This window comes from Bradyrhizobium sediminis (assembly GCF_018736085.1).
In the GTDB taxonomy this organism is placed as follows: Bacteria; Pseudomonadota; Alphaproteobacteria; order Rhizobiales; family Xanthobacteraceae; genus Bradyrhizobium; species Bradyrhizobium sediminis.
The window spans coordinates 4,656,296-4,671,912 of record NZ_CP076134.1; the positions used below are offsets into that span (position 1 = coordinate 4,656,296).

15 protein-coding genes and 1 riboswitch are annotated in these 15,617 nt (G+C 65.1%); of the genes, 2 read left to right on the top strand and 13 right to left on the bottom strand.

Annotation, left to right across the window (positions count from 1 at the left end):
- Positions 1 to 56 precede the first annotated feature (56 nt).
- From KMZ29_RS22395 to KMZ29_RS22435, 9 genes are all read right to left on the bottom strand, one after another.
- Positions 57 to 566 carry an SRPBCC family protein gene (locus KMZ29_RS22395; RefSeq protein WP_215621243.1) on the bottom strand — a complete coding sequence of 170 codons (510 nt, stop codon included), beginning with the start codon at positions 564 to 566 and terminating at the stop codon, positions 57 to 59.
- Positions 563 to 1,411, bottom strand: a complete 849-nt coding sequence (locus KMZ29_RS22400) for an XdhC family protein (RefSeq protein ID WP_215621244.1) — start codon at positions 1,409 to 1,411, stop codon at positions 563 to 565. The genes KMZ29_RS22395 and KMZ29_RS22400 overlap by 4 nt, the downstream gene beginning before the upstream one ends.
- Positions 1,412 to 1,422: 11 nt before the next feature.
- Positions 1,423 to 2,628, bottom strand: a complete 1,206-nt coding sequence (locus KMZ29_RS22405) for a vWA domain-containing protein (RefSeq protein ID WP_215621245.1) — start codon at positions 2,626 to 2,628, stop codon at positions 1,423 to 1,425.
- Entirely contained in the window at positions 2,625 to 3,497 is an 873-nt protein-coding gene (locus KMZ29_RS22410) for an AAA family ATPase (RefSeq protein ID WP_215621246.1), read from the bottom strand. Before KMZ29_RS22410 ends, KMZ29_RS22405 begins: the two co-directional genes overlap by 4 nt.
- A gap of 103 nt (positions 3,498 to 3,600) precedes the next feature.
- The gene (locus tag KMZ29_RS22415) at positions 3,601 to 6,021 is read right to left on the bottom strand and encodes an aerobic carbon-monoxide dehydrogenase large subunit (RefSeq protein WP_215621247.1); all 2,421 of its coding nucleotides are present in this window, start codon (positions 6,019 to 6,021) and stop codon (positions 3,601 to 3,603) included.
- A complete protein-coding gene (locus KMZ29_RS22420) occupies positions 6,018 to 6,518 on the bottom strand; it encodes a (2Fe-2S)-binding protein (protein WP_215621248.1) in 501 nt (166 codons plus the stop codon). Before KMZ29_RS22420 ends, KMZ29_RS22415 begins: the two co-directional genes overlap by 4 nt.
- A gap of 14 nt (positions 6,519 to 6,532) precedes the next feature.
- Positions 6,533 to 7,396 (bottom strand): FAD binding domain-containing protein, encoded by an 864-nt coding sequence (locus KMZ29_RS22425; protein ID WP_215621249.1) that lies wholly within the window; start codon positions 7,394 to 7,396, stop codon positions 6,533 to 6,535.
- A gap of 178 nt (positions 7,397 to 7,574) precedes the next feature.
- Entirely contained in the window at positions 7,575 to 8,780 is a 1,206-nt protein-coding gene (locus tag KMZ29_RS22430; RefSeq protein ID WP_215621250.1) for an MHYT domain-containing protein, read from the bottom strand.
- A 104-nt stretch (positions 8,781 to 8,884) separates the two neighbouring features.
- Positions 8,885 to 9,499, bottom strand: a complete 615-nt coding sequence (locus KMZ29_RS22435; protein ID WP_215621251.1) for a 6,7-dimethyl-8-ribityllumazine synthase — start codon at positions 9,497 to 9,499, stop codon at positions 8,885 to 8,887.
- A gap of 73 nt (positions 9,500 to 9,572) precedes the next feature.
- Positions 9,573 to 9,756: riboswitch (FMN riboswitch) on the bottom strand.
- A gap of 442 nt (positions 9,757 to 10,198) precedes the next feature.
- Here KMZ29_RS22435 and KMZ29_RS22440 point away from each other — a divergent pair.
- A complete protein-coding gene (locus tag KMZ29_RS22440) occupies positions 10,199 to 10,699 on the top strand; it encodes a type III secretion system chaperone family protein (protein ID WP_215621252.1) in 501 nt (166 codons plus the stop codon).
- 221 nt (positions 10,700 to 10,920) lie between these two features.
- Positions 10,921 to 11,685: a pyrroline-5-carboxylate reductase gene (gene proC / locus KMZ29_RS22445; RefSeq protein WP_369810149.1), complete on the top strand. Its 765-nt coding sequence runs from the start codon at positions 10,921 to 10,923 to the stop codon at positions 11,683 to 11,685.
- 115 nt (positions 11,686 to 11,800) lie between these two features.
- Here the strand turns inward: proC and KMZ29_RS22450 are convergent, their stop codons facing one another.
- The 4 genes from KMZ29_RS22450 to KMZ29_RS22465 form a co-directional block, all read right to left on the bottom strand.
- Complete coding sequence (locus tag KMZ29_RS22450) at positions 11,801 to 12,196, bottom strand: thioesterase family protein (protein WP_215624374.1); 396 nt, start codon at positions 12,194 to 12,196, stop codon at positions 11,801 to 11,803.
- A 119-nt stretch (positions 12,197 to 12,315) separates the two neighbouring features.
- Positions 12,316 to 12,519, bottom strand: coding sequence for a tautomerase family protein (locus KMZ29_RS22455; RefSeq protein WP_025590867.1), 204 nt, complete (start codon positions 12,517 to 12,519; stop codon positions 12,316 to 12,318).
- A gap of 149 nt (positions 12,520 to 12,668) precedes the next feature.
- On the bottom strand, positions 12,669 to 14,204 hold the full coding sequence (gene hisS, locus KMZ29_RS22460; RefSeq protein WP_215621253.1) for a histidine--tRNA ligase: 1,536 nt from the start codon (positions 14,202 to 14,204) through the stop codon (positions 12,669 to 12,671).
- Between the two features lie 285 nt (positions 14,205 to 14,489).
- Positions 14,490 to 15,569 (bottom strand): branched-chain amino acid aminotransferase, encoded by a 1,080-nt coding sequence (locus KMZ29_RS22465; protein ID WP_215624375.1) that lies wholly within the window; start codon positions 15,567 to 15,569, stop codon positions 14,490 to 14,492.
- Between the last annotated feature and the right edge of the window lie 48 nt (positions 15,570 to 15,617).

A 15,617-nucleotide genomic window follows, 5' to 3' on the forward strand; every position in this document is an offset into this window, starting at 1 on the left:
CTCCGATCCAGCGGGGTAATGCCCGGCAGGATAGCCGAAGGCAGGTGTGATTGTAGCTAAGCGCCGGTCAGCCGGCCCAACCAGCCCTTCGGAGCGGCTTCCGCTCCCACTGGAACCTCCATAGGCCCGCCGACCGCATCGCCGAACGACGCGAAGAATTCGCCCGCCAGCTTCCTCGCGGTGGAATCGATCAGGCGCTGGCCGAGCTGCGCCAGCTTGCCGCCGATCTGGGCGTCGACTTCATAGTGCAGGATCGTGACCTCAGGGCTTTCGGATTCGAGGCGCACGGCGGCGCCGCCCTTGGCAAACCCCGCCACGCCGCCGGATCCTTCGCCGGAGATGCGATAGCTGTTCGGCGGATCGAGATCCGACAGCGTCACCTTGCCGCCGAACTTCGCCTTGACCGGTCCGACCTTGAACACCACCGCGGCGGTCATTTCGGTCGGCGAGGACATTTCGAGGCTTTGACACCCCGGAATGCATTTCCTGAGCACTTCGGGATCGTTGAGCGCCTCCCACACTCTCGTTTTGGACGCGGGGATGCGCTGGCTGTCGTTCATCTTCATGATTGGGCCTTGACGGCTTGCGGAGGATTGGTGGCGCGCTGGCCGCGCCTGCGCTCGACCGTGATTTCGGCCAGGATCGACATCGCGATCTCTTCCGGCGTGATGGCGCCGAGGTCGAGGCCGGCGGGCGCCTTGATGCGGTCGAGCGCCGAGGCGTCGATGCCCTCGCCGATCAGTTTTTCGCGCAGCGCCGCCATCTTGCGGCGGCTGCCGACGAAGGCGTGATAGGCAGCGTCGACCGACAGCGCCGCCCGCAGCGCGGCTTCGTCGCCCTTGCCCTGCGTCGATACCACGACGAAGCGCCTGGCCTCGTTGAGCTGGCCGAGTTGAAAACCGTCAATCAGCCTATCGGCATCGGGAGCGGCGGTGACGTCTGCGGCGGGCGCGGCCAGCGTGACGTGGTAGCCGAGCTGGCGCGCCTGGGCTGCCAGCGACAGCGCCACCGGGCTGACGCCGAGAATGACCAATGAGGGATGCGGCAACACCGGTTCGACGAAGATGTCCATGGTGCCCTTGCTCGGGCACATGTTCTGGGCGAAGCGGACGCCGTCGCGGTTCTCGCCGGGCCTGACGCCGAGTTCGGCCAACAGGTTTTCCGGCTGCACCGAGACCATGCGCGGCTCGCCGTCGGCGAGCGCGTCGCGCGCGGCCTTCAGCACCGCGCCGCGGGCGCAGCCGCCGCCGATCCAGCCGGCGACGATGGTGCCGTCGGGGCGGATGATCGCCTTGGCCCCGGCCTTCGCCGCGGTCACCGAAACGGTGCGGACCACGGTGGCGAGCACGAAGGCCTGCTCCGCGGCCTTCATCTGCGCCACCAGTTCCATCACTTCGACATGCCTGGACATCGGCGCCTCCTTCAGAGATCGGCCAGATAGGGTTCGAGCTCGGTCAGGCTCTTCAGCGTATGGGCGGGCGCGTAGAGATCGACATGCGGCAAGGCAGCCTTGATGCCGGCGGCCTCGGGCGCGTAGCCCTCCCACGCCATCATCGGATTGAGCCAGACGATGCGGCGGCAGCGCCGCGCCAGCGCCGCCATCTCGCGGCCGAGCAATGCGGCGTCGCCGGTCTCGTAGCCGTCGGACACGATCATCACGCAGGTGCGCGAATGAATGACGCGCGCGGCATGCCAGCGGTTGAAGGTCTGCAGGCTCTCGCCGATCATGGTGCCGCCGCCGGCGCCCTGCGCCATGATCGAGAGCCGGTCGAGCGCGCGCGCGGGGTCCTTCTCCTTCATCGCGTCGGAAACGTGAGCGAGCCTAGTGTGGAATAGGAACGCCTCGGCCTCGCGGAACTCGTCGAGCACGCCGTGGATGAAGCGCAGGAACACGCCGGTATACATGCTCATCGAGCCGGAGGCGTCGAGCAGCATCACCAGGCGAAGCGGCTTTTCCTTGCGCCGCCGTTTGACGAGGCTGATCGGCACGCCGCCATGGCTGATGTTGCCATGGATGGTGCGCCTGAGGTCGAGCCGGTAGCCGCGCCGCCGCGCCAGATCGCGGCGGGTCAGCCGGGTGCGCATGCTCTTCGCCAGCCGCGCCGCGACCGCGTGCGCCTGCTCGATCTGCTCGGGGTCAGCCATCTTGCGGAAATCGATTTCGGCGAGATTGGAGGCCACGGAGGCGCCCTCCATGCGGCCTTCGCCGGCACGATCCTCCGGCGCATCGCCGCCGGGAATCTGATCCGTTGCAGCCTCGCCGCCGGCCGGTTGAGACTTGTTGTCGCGCAGGCTTTTCAGCGACGGGCTGTCGGCCGCCTTCGCCGATCCCATCGTCACCGATCGCGACTTGACCCGCCGGCCGAGCCAGAACGCGTCGAACAGCCCGTCGAATTTCTCCCAGTCGGATTTGCGCGCCGAGAACAAGTGCTTGAACGCCGAGCGCAGCAGGCCCGGCTTTTCGGCATAGCCCGCCGCCATCAGGGCCGCGGCGTCGCGGCCCTCGTGCAGGCCGATCGCAAAGCCGTTGTCGCGCAGGGTCCTGAGAAACGCGGCGAGTTTTGCCGAGACCAGGCGTGAGACCTCGTCGAGTTCGTCATAGGAAGGGTTGGCGCCACAGCAGCTCATGCGACCTTCCCCAGCAGGCGTTCGGTGACCTCGCGCGTCACCCGCGACCTGTCCTCACGAGTCTTGAGCAGGCACATCAGGGTTTCGTGCACCAGTTCGGGAGCGTCATGCAGGTCGCGCACCTCGAGCCCGACCAGCGCCGCCGCCCAGTCCAGCGTCTCCGCGACACCCGGCACCTTGCGCAGCTCTTCTTTGCGGATGCCTTCGACCAGCCGGGCGATCTGCAGCGCCAGCGAGGCGCCGGCGCCATCGATCCGCGCCATGATGATGCGCGCCTCGCGGTCGACGTCGGGATAGTCGACATAGTGATAGAGGCAGCGGCGGCGCAGCGCGTCGGACAGTTCCCGCGTACCGTTCGAGGTCAGCACCACATGCGGGATGGTGATGGCCTTGATGGTGCCGAGTTCGGGGATCGAGACCTGGAAGTCCGACAAGAGTTCGAGCAGGAACGCCTCGAACTCATCGTCGGCGCGGTCGATCTCGTCGATCAGGAGCACCGGCGGCCTGTCGCGGCGGATCGCAGCCAGCAGCGGCCGCTCCAGCAGGTATTTTTCCGAAAAGATCTGATCCTCGATCGCGTCGGCGTCCTCGCCGCGATGCGCCTGGATCGACAGCAACTGCCGCTGGTAGTTCCATTCATAGAGCGCGGCCGATTGATCGAGCCCCTCGTAGCATTGCAGGCGGATCAATTCGGTTGCATGCGCCGCCGCCAGCGCCTTCGCCACTTCGGTCTTGCCGACGCCGGCCTCGCCTTCCAAGAGCAGCGGGCGCTTCAGCAGCTGCATCAGCGAGATCGCGGTCGCGAGATCGGCGTCGGCGATATAGCCGCACGCCGCCAGGGCTTGCGCGATCTGTTCGCGGGTTTTCATGGGCAGGCTTCCGTCATTCCGGGATGGTCCGGAGGACCAGACCCGGAATCTCGAGATTCCGGGTTCGATGCTTCGCATCGCCCCGGAATGACGATGAGTGACATTACGCGAACACTCCCAGATTCTTCGCCGCCTTCCAGTTGCGCCAGTAGTCGTGCGGCATCTGGATGTGGGTCGAGCCCAGGAACGAGAAGGCGTCGTTGACGGCGTTGGAAAACGCCGGCACGCCGCCGACATTCGGGCTCTCGCCGACACCCTTGGCGCCGATCGGGTGATGCGGCGACGGCGTCACGGTGAAGTCGGTCTCCCAGTGCGGCGTCTCCACCGCGGTCGGCATGAAGAAATCCATGAACGAGCCGGTCACCACATTGCCGGCGTCGTCGTAGCGGATCTCCTGGCCCATCGCGATGGCGAAGGCTTCGGTCAGCCCGCCATGCACCTGGCCCTCAATGATCATCGGGTTGATGCGGGTGCCGCAATCGTCGAGCGCGTAGAAGCGCCTGATCTTGTAGACCCCGGTATCGACGTCGATGTTCATCACGCAGATATAGGCGCCGAAGGGATAAGTCATATTGGGCGGATCGTAATAACTCACCGCCTCCAGCCCCGGTTCCATGCCCGGCGGCACCGAATTATAGGCCGCCCAGCAGATGTCCTTCATCGACATCGACTTCTCCGGCAGGCCCTTGACCCGGAAGCCGTCGATATCCCATTCGAGGTCGTCTTCGTGGACCTCGAGCTTGTAGGCGGCGATCATCTGCGCCTTGGCCTTGATCTTGCGCGCCGCCATCGCGATCGCGGCACCCGCCACCGGCGTGGAGCGCGACCCGTAGGTGCCGAGCCCGTAGGGCGCGGTATCGGTATTGCCTTCCTCGACCATGATGTCATCGGCGGGAATGCCGATCTCGGTGGCGATGATCTGCGCCCAGGTGGTCTCGTGGCCCTGGCCCTGGCTCTTGGAGCCGACCCGCGCGATGCCGGCGCCGGTCGGGTGCATGCGGATCTCGCAGGAATCGAACATCGCGATCCCCAGGATGTCGCAATTCTTCGACGGCCCGGCGCCGACGATCTCGGTGAAGAACGACACGCCGAGGCCCATGATCTCGCGGGTCTCGCCGCGCTTGAACGCCGCGCGCAGCAAAGCCTGCTCCTTGCGCAGGCCGGCATAGTCGACGGTTTCCATCATCTTCTTCATGGCGGTGTGGTAGTCGCCGGAATCATATTCCCAGCCGAGCGCCGAGTGATACGGGAACTGCTCCGCCTTGATGAAGTTCTTGAGCCGCAACTCGGCCGGATCCATCCCGAGTTTTTGCGCGAGAATGTCCATGCCGCGCTCGATGCAATAGGCGGCCTCCGTCACCCGAAACGAGCAGCGATAGGCGACGCCGCCCGGCGCCTTGTTGGTGTAGATGCCGTCGACCGACAGATGCGCGGTCGGGAAGTCGTAAGACCCGGTGACGATGTTGAAGAAGCCGGCCGGCCATTTCGACGGGTCGGCGCAGGCGTCGAACGCGCCGTGATCGGCCAGCACATGGACGCGCAGCCCCGTAACCTTGCCCTCTTTGGTCGAGGCGATCTCGGTGGTCATGTGGTAATCGCGCGCGAACGAGGTCGCAGTCAGATTCTCGATGCGGTCCTCGACCCATTTCACCGGCTTGCCGGTCACGATCGAGGCTACCGCGGCGCAGATGTAGCCGGGATAGGCGCCGACCTTGTTGCCGAAACCGCCGCCGATGTCGGGCGAGATCACATGGATCTTGTGCTCGGGAATCTTGGCGATCAGCGCCACCACGGTGCGGATCACATGCGGCGCCTGGAAGGTGCCCCAGATCGACAGCTCGCCCTTGATCTTGTCGAACGAGCAGACGCACTGGCAGGTCTCCAGCGGAGACGGGTGGGTGCGGTGATAGGAGATCATCTCCTTGATGGTGACATCCGCCTTCTTGAACGCGGCGTCGGTGAGGTCCTTGTCGCCGACGGTCCATTCGAAGATGTGGTTGTGATGCTTGCGCGGCCCGTGCGCGCCTGTGGTCTTGCCGGCGAGATCCTCGCGCAGCACCGGGGCATCCTTGTCCATCGCCTTGAACGGATCGATCACCACCGGCAGCGGCTCGTATTCCACCACCACCTTGTTGATGCCGTCATCGGCCGCATAGCGGTCGGTGGCGACCACGAAGGCGACTTCCTGGTTCTGGAACAGCACCTTGCCGTCGGCCAGCACCATCTGCACGTCGCCGGCCAAGGTCGGCATCCAGGCGAGGTTGACGGTCTTCAGCGTCTCGGCGGTGATGACAGCCAACACGCCCGGCACCTTCAGCGCCTCCTCCGAATTGATCGACTTGACGCGCGCATGCGCGTGCGGCGAGCGGACGAAGTCGCCGTGCAGCATGCCCGGCAGCTTCAAATCGTCGACGTAGTTGCCCTTGCCTTGGGTGAAGCGGATGTCCTCGACCCGCTTGCGCTTGCAGCCCATGCCTTCGAGCTTGGCTTCGCGTTGTTCCCGCGTGGGAGTCATGTCGTTCATTCCGCTGCCTCCTTGAATTCAACGCCATTGATCTTGTCGGCGGCGTACTGGATCGCCTTGACGATGTTCTGGTAGCCGGTGCAGCGGCAGAAATTGCCCGAGATGCCCATCCGGATTTCTTCCTCCGACGGCTTCGGGTTCTCCTTGAGCAGCCGCTGCGCGCGCAAAATCATGCCGGGGGTGCAGAAGCCGCATTGCAGCCCGTGCATCATCCGAAAGCCTTCCTGCAGCGCCGACAGCGAGCCGTCGGCATTGGCGACGCCCTCGATGGTGGTGATCTCGGAACCCTGGGCCTGCACCGCGAACATGGTGCAGGACTTCACCGACATGCCGTCGATATCGACGGTGCAGGCGCCGCAATGGGTGGTCTCGCAGCCGATATGGGTGCCGGTGAGGAGCAGGTTCTCGCGGATGAAATGCACCAGCAGCGTGCGCGGTTCGACGAGGCCTTCGACCTCGGCGCCGTTCACTTTCATGGTCACATGGGTCTTTGCCATTTTCTTTCCTCCCCTTAACCGGCGCGCGCCGCGGCGCGTTGCAGCGCCCGCGTCACCATGATGCCGCCGACATGCCTGCGGTACTCGACCGGCCCGCGGGCGTCCGCGGCCGGCGACATGATCGCTTCGGCGGCGGCCGCGGCCCTTTTTAGCGTCGCCGCGTCGAGGCTGCTGCCGATCACGGCCTTCGCCGCGTCGGCCGCCAGCAGCGGCGTTTCATGCAGATTGGTCAGGCCGATCGCGCAAGAGGCGACCTTGCCGCCCGCCATCGTCAGCACCACGGCAGCCGCGGCGGTGGCGTAGTCCCCCACTTTGCGTTTCAGTTTCTCGTAGGCGTAGCCGTGACCGGCCGCCGGCGCGGGAATCGAGACCGCGGTCAGGATCTCGCCGGGCTCGAGCGCGGTGAAATAGGCGCCCTGGTAGAACTCGGACGCCGCGAGTTCGCGGGGGCCGCCGGGCCCTTCGAGCCGATAGCTGGCGCCGAGCGTCAGCATCAGCGCCGGCATGTCGTTGCCGGGATCGCCATTGGCGACATTGCCGCCGATGGTGCCGCGGTAGCGCACCTGCGGATCGGCGATCAGGGCCGCGGTTTCAATCAGGATCGGCAGCGACTTTTTGATGTCGTCCGAGGCCATGAGCTCATGCTGGGTGGTCATGGCGCCAATCACGATCCGGTTGCCCTCGCGGCGGATGCCCTTCAGCCCGGCGATGCCGTGCAGATCGACCAGATGTTCGGGGGCGGCGAGCCGGAGCTTCATCATCGGGACCAGGCTATGGCCGCCGGCCAGCGGGCGGGCCTCGTCGCCCAGACTCGAGAGCAGTTTGACCGCATCGGCGAGCGTTGCCGGCCGGTGATAGCTGAACGGGCCAGGAATCATCGTTTCCTCCTCCAATCCGTCTTTTTGAAATGCGCTGATGGCGCTGACGTTGGTGCAGAGGCTGTTCCCGGAATTTTTTCCCGGCAATCCCGGGGGCACGGGAAGGAGAAATTCGCACGAAATGCGGATTGCCACGCACGAAATGCGTCAGCTTGGGCGACCTACCCCAACCTCAGCCTCAAGCGTGCCGTTTCGCGAGCCCAAGCCTCGCCTTGACCTCGGCGATTTTGGCCCGGCTGACGGGCACGCGGTGCGGCGACGGGCCGTCGAGTTCGATCACCGCGCCGTCGCCTTCCTTGCGGACGAAGGAGACATGCGGGATCGCGACGATATGGCTGCGGTGCACCCGGACGAACAGGCCGGGATCGAGCTGGGCTTCGGCTTCCGAAATCGACCACGGACACATCCGCTCGCGGGTGCCGTCATGCACCCTTGTATAATGAGCGTCGGCCCGGACGCTGCGCACGTCGGCGGAGTCGATGAAATGGGTGCCGTTGGCGCCCTCGACCGGCAGGCGGACGGCCGGTGCGGCGCGCGGCGGCTGGCCGAGGCCGCCGAGCGGCGCCGGCATCAGTCGCGGCGAGGCAACCGCCGGCTCGCGCCCTTGCGAACTTGCAACGACGGCTTCAGGCGCCGGGTCGCTGGCCGCCGCGGCGGCTGCGAGGTTCTGCCGGCGCGGCTCCGGCACTAGAGACAGCAGGAAGCCCGCCGCGATGACGAAGCAGAGCACGGACACCACCACTGACAGGATTTGCTGCGACGCCGCGAGCCCGCCGGCGTGGCGATGCGCGGCGTCGGCCAGCGGCACGAAATGCATGCCGTACATCGCGGTGTAGTGCATGCCGGACACCGCGACGCCGAACGCGATCGAACTGGCGATCAGGCGGACGCCTTCCTGCCGCGCCAGGAAGGCGCGCAGGCCGCCATAGGCGGTGACGATCGCGAGCAGGATCGACAGCAGGATCATCGGCATATCGTGCCGGATGGCGAAATTGCCGGCGAGACCATGGATCCCGACATAATGCATGCTGGCGATGCCGGCTCCGAGCAGCACCGCCGACCCGACCACGCGCCGCAGCGACGGTTCGCCGATGCTGACGAAAAACAGGGAGATGCCGACCACCAGCGCGCAGATCAGGAACGAGATGATGGTGGGGAGCACGAGGTAGACCGTGTCGGCCGGAATCGGCGCCGCCAGCATGCCGACGAAATGCATGGTCCAGATGCCGACGGCAAGGAATCCGGCCGCGCCCGCCAGCAGCAGGCGACGGCTGACGCCCGGCGTCCCGCGGATGCGCGCCGCGAGGCCGAAGCCGGTATATCCACCCAGGATCGCGATCACCACCGAGAGCGCGACGAGATAAGGATCGTGTCCTCTAAACATGATCGTCTCGGCCGCCCATCGCCGCGGGCGTGCCTCCTCCCGCCGCCGAGTTTATAGACCCGGCGGCGGGAATGACAATCGAGCCGTGATCCGGCCTGCGTTACTCAGGTGATCCCCGCCGCGACCTGACCGCGCAGCCGTTCCAGGCTGAGCAACGTGTTGGCGCAGGCTTCGGCGACCTCGATGCCCTTGATGGCGAAATGCTTGCGGAAGAATTCGAAATGCGCGGCGCTTTCGTGGAACTGCTGCGGCGTCAGCACCGCTGAGAATACCGGCACCTCAGTGCGCAGCTGCACATCCATCAGCGCCTTGATCACGGTGTCGGCAACGAATTCGTGACGGTAAATGCCGCCGTCCACCACGAGCCCCGCCGCGACGATCGCGGTATAGCGCCGCGTCTTGGCGAGGATCTGCGCATGCAGCGGGATCTCGAACGAACCGGGCACCTCGAACACGTCGACATTGGTGATGTGGCGCGCCGCGATCTCGGCGAGGAAGGCGACCCGGCATTCCTCCACCACGTCGCGGTGCCAGGACGACTGCACGAAGGCGACCCGCTGCGGCTTGGCAAACCGCGGATGGGCCGGCGCCGGCGGACGCTCGGGCGCTTCGGGCGACCGGGATTCCTTGGAGGGGGATTCTTGGGCTTGGGTTTCTTTAGCTTGGGATTCTTGAGCTTGGGAGTCTTGGACTTCGGCTTCTTGCAACATCTGATTCATGGCTTTCCTCTTTCAGGACCAGAATCAGGGCACACGGATCGACGCCAGCCGCGCGCAAGGGCGCGGCCGCCGCAACCGTTCTCTTTCATCCGGACTCTAACCGTCGGCTTCGGATTCACACCGAATCTGCTGACCCTTCTCGCCAAAGGAAATCCCAAAGAAATCCAGGGAAGCCCAAGGAGAAGAAGGCGCTCGCGGGCTTGGGTGACGTCACCCTTACCGCCGGTGGGGAGTTTCACCCCGCCCTGAGAACATCGGCCGTCCGGGATGAACGGCCTTAAGCGGAACTATGGCGGGTCGCCCGGACCGGGGCAAGCGCCTTCCCCATCGCCTTTTCGCATGTCCCCATGCCCTCCCGGTGCAGCCTCCCGGCCGCCGCTTGCAGGCGGCTGAGTCGAAACCGGCCGGCGCAAAAGTTAACGATTTGGGTACAAGCCGAATCCGATTCCGGTTTGTTCTCAAATTAATAATTGTGGCCGCGATCAGCTGTGGACGAGCAGTGCTTTGGCTGTGGAAGGAGTCGGGGTGCGGTTGCGCGGATTCCGCAAATCACATCACTTGATCCCGGCAGGCCCCGGGGTGTTCGGGCAGACATTTGGGGATTGCAGTCGGCGGCGACGCATCGCGAAGGGCGCGCGCCGGTCCCCGCGTGCGTATCAACAGAGATCAACAGAGCAAAGAAAACAGGGTCGAGACGGCATGTCCCTCCTCGAAGGCATTATCGATTCCCGGAACAACCCGCTCGCGGTGGTCGAAGACATCGCCGCCGATAACAACTGGTCGTTCGAACGTTCCGGCGAAGACGAAGTCACGATCGTCTCCAGGGGCGACTGGACCGACTATCAGCTGTCCTTCACCTGGATGGGCGAGATCGAGGCGCTGCATCTGGCCTGCGCCTTCGACATGAAGATTCCGGCCGCGCGCCGGCCCGAGGTGCAGCGGCTGATCGCCGCCGTCAACGAGCAATTGTGGGTCGGGCATTTCGACATCTGGACCCATACCGGCATGATCATGTACCGGCAGGCGCTGGTGCTGCCAGGCGGGCTCACCGCCTCCACCGCGCAATGCGAGAGCATGCTGGTCGGCGCCATCCACGCCTGCGAGCGCTACTACCCGGCGTTCCAGTTCGTGGTCTGGGCCGGCAAGACGGCAGCGGAAGCCATGAGTGCCGCGATGTTCGACACCGCCGGCGAAGCGTAGTTCGAATTCTACGTCGTCCCGGCGAACGCCGGGACCCATACTCCATGACGGCAATTGCGTCGCACGCGCTTGTTGCAGATATCTCGATGAACTAGAACCACCTGTGGTTATGGGTCCCCGCGTTCGCGGGGACGACGGCGGATAGTGTGGTGACACCTTTGAACACGAGTAACGCCTTGCAAGACATCGCCGGCACCATCGTGCTGGCCGGCGCGGGCAAGATGGGCGGCGCGATGCTGACGGGCTGGCTGGCGCGGGGGCTCGATCCGAAGCGCGTGGCGGTGATCGAGCCCTATCCTTCCGCCGAGATCGGCGCGCTGGCGACCAAGGGCGTTCGCCTCAATCCGTCGCCTGATGATATCGGCAACGCCGCCACGCTGGTGATGGCACTGAAGCCGCAGATGTTCCGCGAGGCCGGGCCGTCGCTGAAGCCGTTCGTCGGCTCTTCCACGCTGCTGGTCTCGATCATGGCGGGCACGACCATATCCGCGCTGCAGGAGATCTGCGGCGGCAGCGTGGTGCGCGCGATGCCGAACACCCCGGCCGCGATCGGCCGCGGCATCACGGTGGCGGTGGCCGCGAACAATGTCAGCGCCGCGCAGCGCGCGGTCGCCGATGCGCTGCTGCGCGCCACCGGATCGGTGGAATGGGTCGACGACGAGGGCCTGATGGACGCGGTGACCGCGGTGTCCGGTTCCGGCCCGGCCTATATCTTCCTGCTCGCCGAAGAGCTGGCGCGCGCCGGTGTCGAAGCCGGCCTGCCGGCCGAACTCGCCACCAGACTGGCGCGCGAGACCGTTGCCGGCGCCGGCGAGTTATTGCATCGCTCGGAAGATTCCTCTGCCACGCTGCGCAAGAACGTGACCTCGCCCGGCGGCACCACGGCGGCGGCGCTGGAAGTGCTGATGGGGCCTGACGGCTTGTGGCAGTTGATGATCCGCGCGGTCGCCGCGGCGACCAAGCGGTCGAAGGAACTGGCGAAGTAATATAGAGTTGTCATTGCCGGGCTTGACCCGGCAATCCATCACGACTGATAGACTCTTATTGGATGGATGCGCGGGTCAAGCCCGCGCATGACAAGTGAGAGACGATGGCGAGTCGCTACTTCGCACCCAGCCGCTTATTGAAGCTATCGACATTGACGAGGCCGCGGGCGTGGCGGCCCTCGCCGATCTTGCGCTCGCCGTCGAAGGCTGCGACCTCGAAGCGGATGACGCGGCGCTCCACCGCGACCACCTTCGCCGTGGTCCGCACCGTGGCGCCGACCAGCGAAGCGGCAAGGTGCCTGATATCGACCTCGGTGCCGACCGTGACCCAGCCCGGCTGGAGATGCCCGCGGATCGCATCGCCCGAGGCCATCTCCATTTCCAGGATCATCATCGGCGTCGCATAGACCATCGGCATGCCCGGGACGAAATGCCCCACGGTGCGTTCCGGCGGCACCACGAGCGTGCGCTCGGCGCTCATGCCGACCTTGATGATGTCGCGTGCGTCCATGGGAGAAACCGTCATTCCGGGGCGCTCGTGAAACGAGCGAACCCGGAATCCAGAGGTTATCGACGCGAGATTCCGGGTTCGCGCTTCGCGCGCCCCGGAATGACGAGATGGCGTTAGCGCTACTTCTTCGCAGCAGCCGCGCGCTCGACGAAGGTCTTGCCACCCTTCATCTTGTGGGCCAGCGGGGCCTCGTTGATCTGGATGACGACAGCATCGGCGTCGACGCCGAGGTTCTTCACCAGCGCCTGGGTGATGTCGCGCATCATGCCGGCCTTCTGTTCGTCGGTACGGCCGGCGGCCATGCTCACGGTGATCTCAGGCATTTTTGTCTTCTCCCTTTGTTTTTGCTATTAGCCAGACCGTCATTGCCGGGCGTAGCCGTCCGAAGGACGGCGTCGCTTCCGCTCGCCTATGACCCGGCAATCCATCATTTGGAAGATGGATACGCGGGTCAAGCCCGCGTATGACGAAATCAGTTTCCCCACTTCACCTCGTGCCGCGCCAGCACCTCGCGCACTTTGGCGACGATGTCGCCTTCGGCGCAGGAAAACTGCGCCGGGCGGGTCTCGCGCCATTCCTGGTTGGAGGCGATGGCGGCGGCCGCCTTGGCGCCCTCGATCAGGTCCTTGATCTGCACCTCGCCGCGCGCCTTCTCGTCCGAGCCCTGGATGATCACGCAAGGCGAGTTGCGGCGGTCGGCATATTTGAGCTGGTTGCCCATGTTCTTGGGATTGCCGAGATAAAGCTCGGCGCGGATGCCGGCGTTGCGTAGCGTTGCAGCCATCTTCTGGTAATCGGCGACGCGGTCACGGTCGAACACGGTGACCACCACCGGGCCGAACTCCGGCGCGGTGTCGAGCTTGCCGAGCATGGTGAGGGCGGCCTGCAGCCGCGACACGCCGATGGAGAAGCCGGTCGCCGGCACCGGCTCGCCGCGGAACCGCGAGACGAGGCCATCATAACGACCGCCGCTTCCAACCGAACCGAACCGCACGGGGCGACCCTTGTCATCCCTCGTCTCCAGCGTGAGGTCCACTTCATAGACGGGACCGGTGTAGTATTCGAGACCGCGAACGATGGATGAATCAAAACTCATTCGGTCATAACGATAGTCGGAACTCCAAAACAATTTTGCCATTTGGAGAAGTTCATCGATGCCCTGTTGCCCGATGTCCGATTTGCCGACGACACGTCGCCATTGCTCAAAACTCGCATTCCATCCGCTTCCACCTTCGCCACCACCCAATACTGCGTATTTGCTTCCAACGTACGCCAATACTGACTTGATCTGCTCTTCGCTGAGGCCGGCCCCCCTCGTGAAGTCTCCGCTTTCATCTTTTCGGCCTTCGCCGAGCAGCTTTCTCACCTCTTCAATCGGAAATCTGTCTGCCTTGTCGATCGCGCGCAGAACAGTGAGCCTGCATCCTGCATTCTCTTCGCCGCCAAGACCAATACTTTCCATTACCCCATCGAGCACCTTGCGGTTGTTGACCTTCACCAGGTACTGCCCGCGGGAAATGCCCAGGGCTTCCATAGTATCGGCGGCCATCATGCAGTTTTCGGCGTCGGCGGCGGGCGAAGCCGAGCCCACCGTGTCGGCGTCGAACTGCATGAACTGGCGGAAGCGGCCGGGGCCCGGCTTCTCGTTGCGATAGACATAGCCCTCGCGGTAGCTGCGATAGGGTTTTGGCAAATGATCAAAGTTCTCGGCGACGTAGCGCGCCAGCGGCGCGGTCAAATCGTAACGCAGGCTGATCCACTGCTCGTCGTCGTCCTGGAACGAGAACACGCCCTCGTTGGGGCGGTCCTGGTCGGGCAGGAACTTGCCGAGCGCATCGGTGAACTCCATCGCCGGCGTCTCCACCGGCTCGAAGCCGTAGCGCTCAAATACGTCGCGGATTTTCGCGACCATCGCCCGCGTCGCCGATATCTCGGCAGGGCCGCGATCGGCGAGCCCGCGCGGCAGGCGGGCGCGGAGTTTCTGGGGTTTTTTGGGTTTTTCGGCCATGGGCGGGTTGGTACCAGCCGAGGCGCGATGCGGCAACCGTGGTTACTTCCCTTCTCCCCTTGTGGGAGAAGGCGGCCATTGGCGGCCTTCGGCCGCCGTTCCTCAGGAAAGACGCCGATGCTTCGCATCGGCTATGCGCAGTCCGCGACGGATGAGGGGTTTGCGTCCGCGGAGAGAACCCCTCACCCGCCCTGCGGGCACCCTCTCCCACAAGGGGAGAGGGGAAGAAAGCTCAGGCCGGCTACCTCCCCTGCGCAAGCGGGAGAGGGAGAAGGAAGCCGGCGGTCACAGCACCTTTCTGATCCAGTTGTGCGGGTCGGCCGCGCGACCGTACTGGATGTCGACCAGCTGCTTGCGCAGCCCCATGGCGACGGGGCCGGCCGCGCCGCCGCTGATGAGAAAATCACCGCTGGCGGAGCACACCTTGCCGATCGGCGAGATGACGGCAGCCGTGCCGCAGGCGAAGGCCTCTTTCAGCTTTCCGCTGGCGGCGTCGGCGCGCCACTGGTCGATCGTGTAGGCCTCCTCGCGCACGCGCGTGCCGGAATCCTTCGCGAGCGCGATGATCGAATCGCGGGTGATGCCCGGCAGGATCGTGCCGAGCGGCGGCGTCAGCAGCGAACCGTCGTCGAACACGAAGAAGACGTTCATGCCGCCGAGTTCCTCGATGTAGCGGCGCTCGACCGCATCGAGGAAAACGACCTGATCGCAGCCGTGATCGATGGCCTCGGCCTGCGCGCGCAGGCTCGCGGCGTAATTGCCGCCGCATTTGACGGCGCCGGTGCCGCCGATCGCGGCGCGCGTGTAGTTCTCGGACACCCAGATCGACACGGGCGCAGGTCCGCCCTTGAAATAGGAGCCGACCGGCGAGGCGATAACGGCGAAGATGTATTCCTCGGAAGGCTTCACACCGAGGAATACCTCACTCGCGATCATGAAGGGCCGCAGGTAGAGACTGCCCTCGCCGCCTGGAATCCAGGCGCGGTCGATGCGCACGAGCTGCTCGACCGCTTCGATAAACACAGGCTCGGGCAGCAGCGCCATGGCCATGCGCTCAGCCGAACTCCGGAAGCGCCGGGCATTGGCGTCGGGGCGGAACAGGTTCACGCCGCCGTCGTCGCGCTTGTAGGCCTTGAGGCCTTCGAAAATCTCCTGCGCGTAATGCACGACGGCTACGGCCGGATCGAGCGGGAAATGCGCACGTGCTTCGACGCACGCGTCATGCCAGCCCTTCGCGCGATTATAGCGGACCACAGCCATGTGATCGGTGAAAACCCGACCAAAGCCCGGGTCCGCGAGCTTTGCCGCGCGCTCCTTCTCGGACGTCGGATTCGTCGCAGGATGGATTTCGAATTTCAAACTCATTCCCTCGTTTCCCGCTGTCGGAACCGACGCTATTTCTGGCGTCGGCCT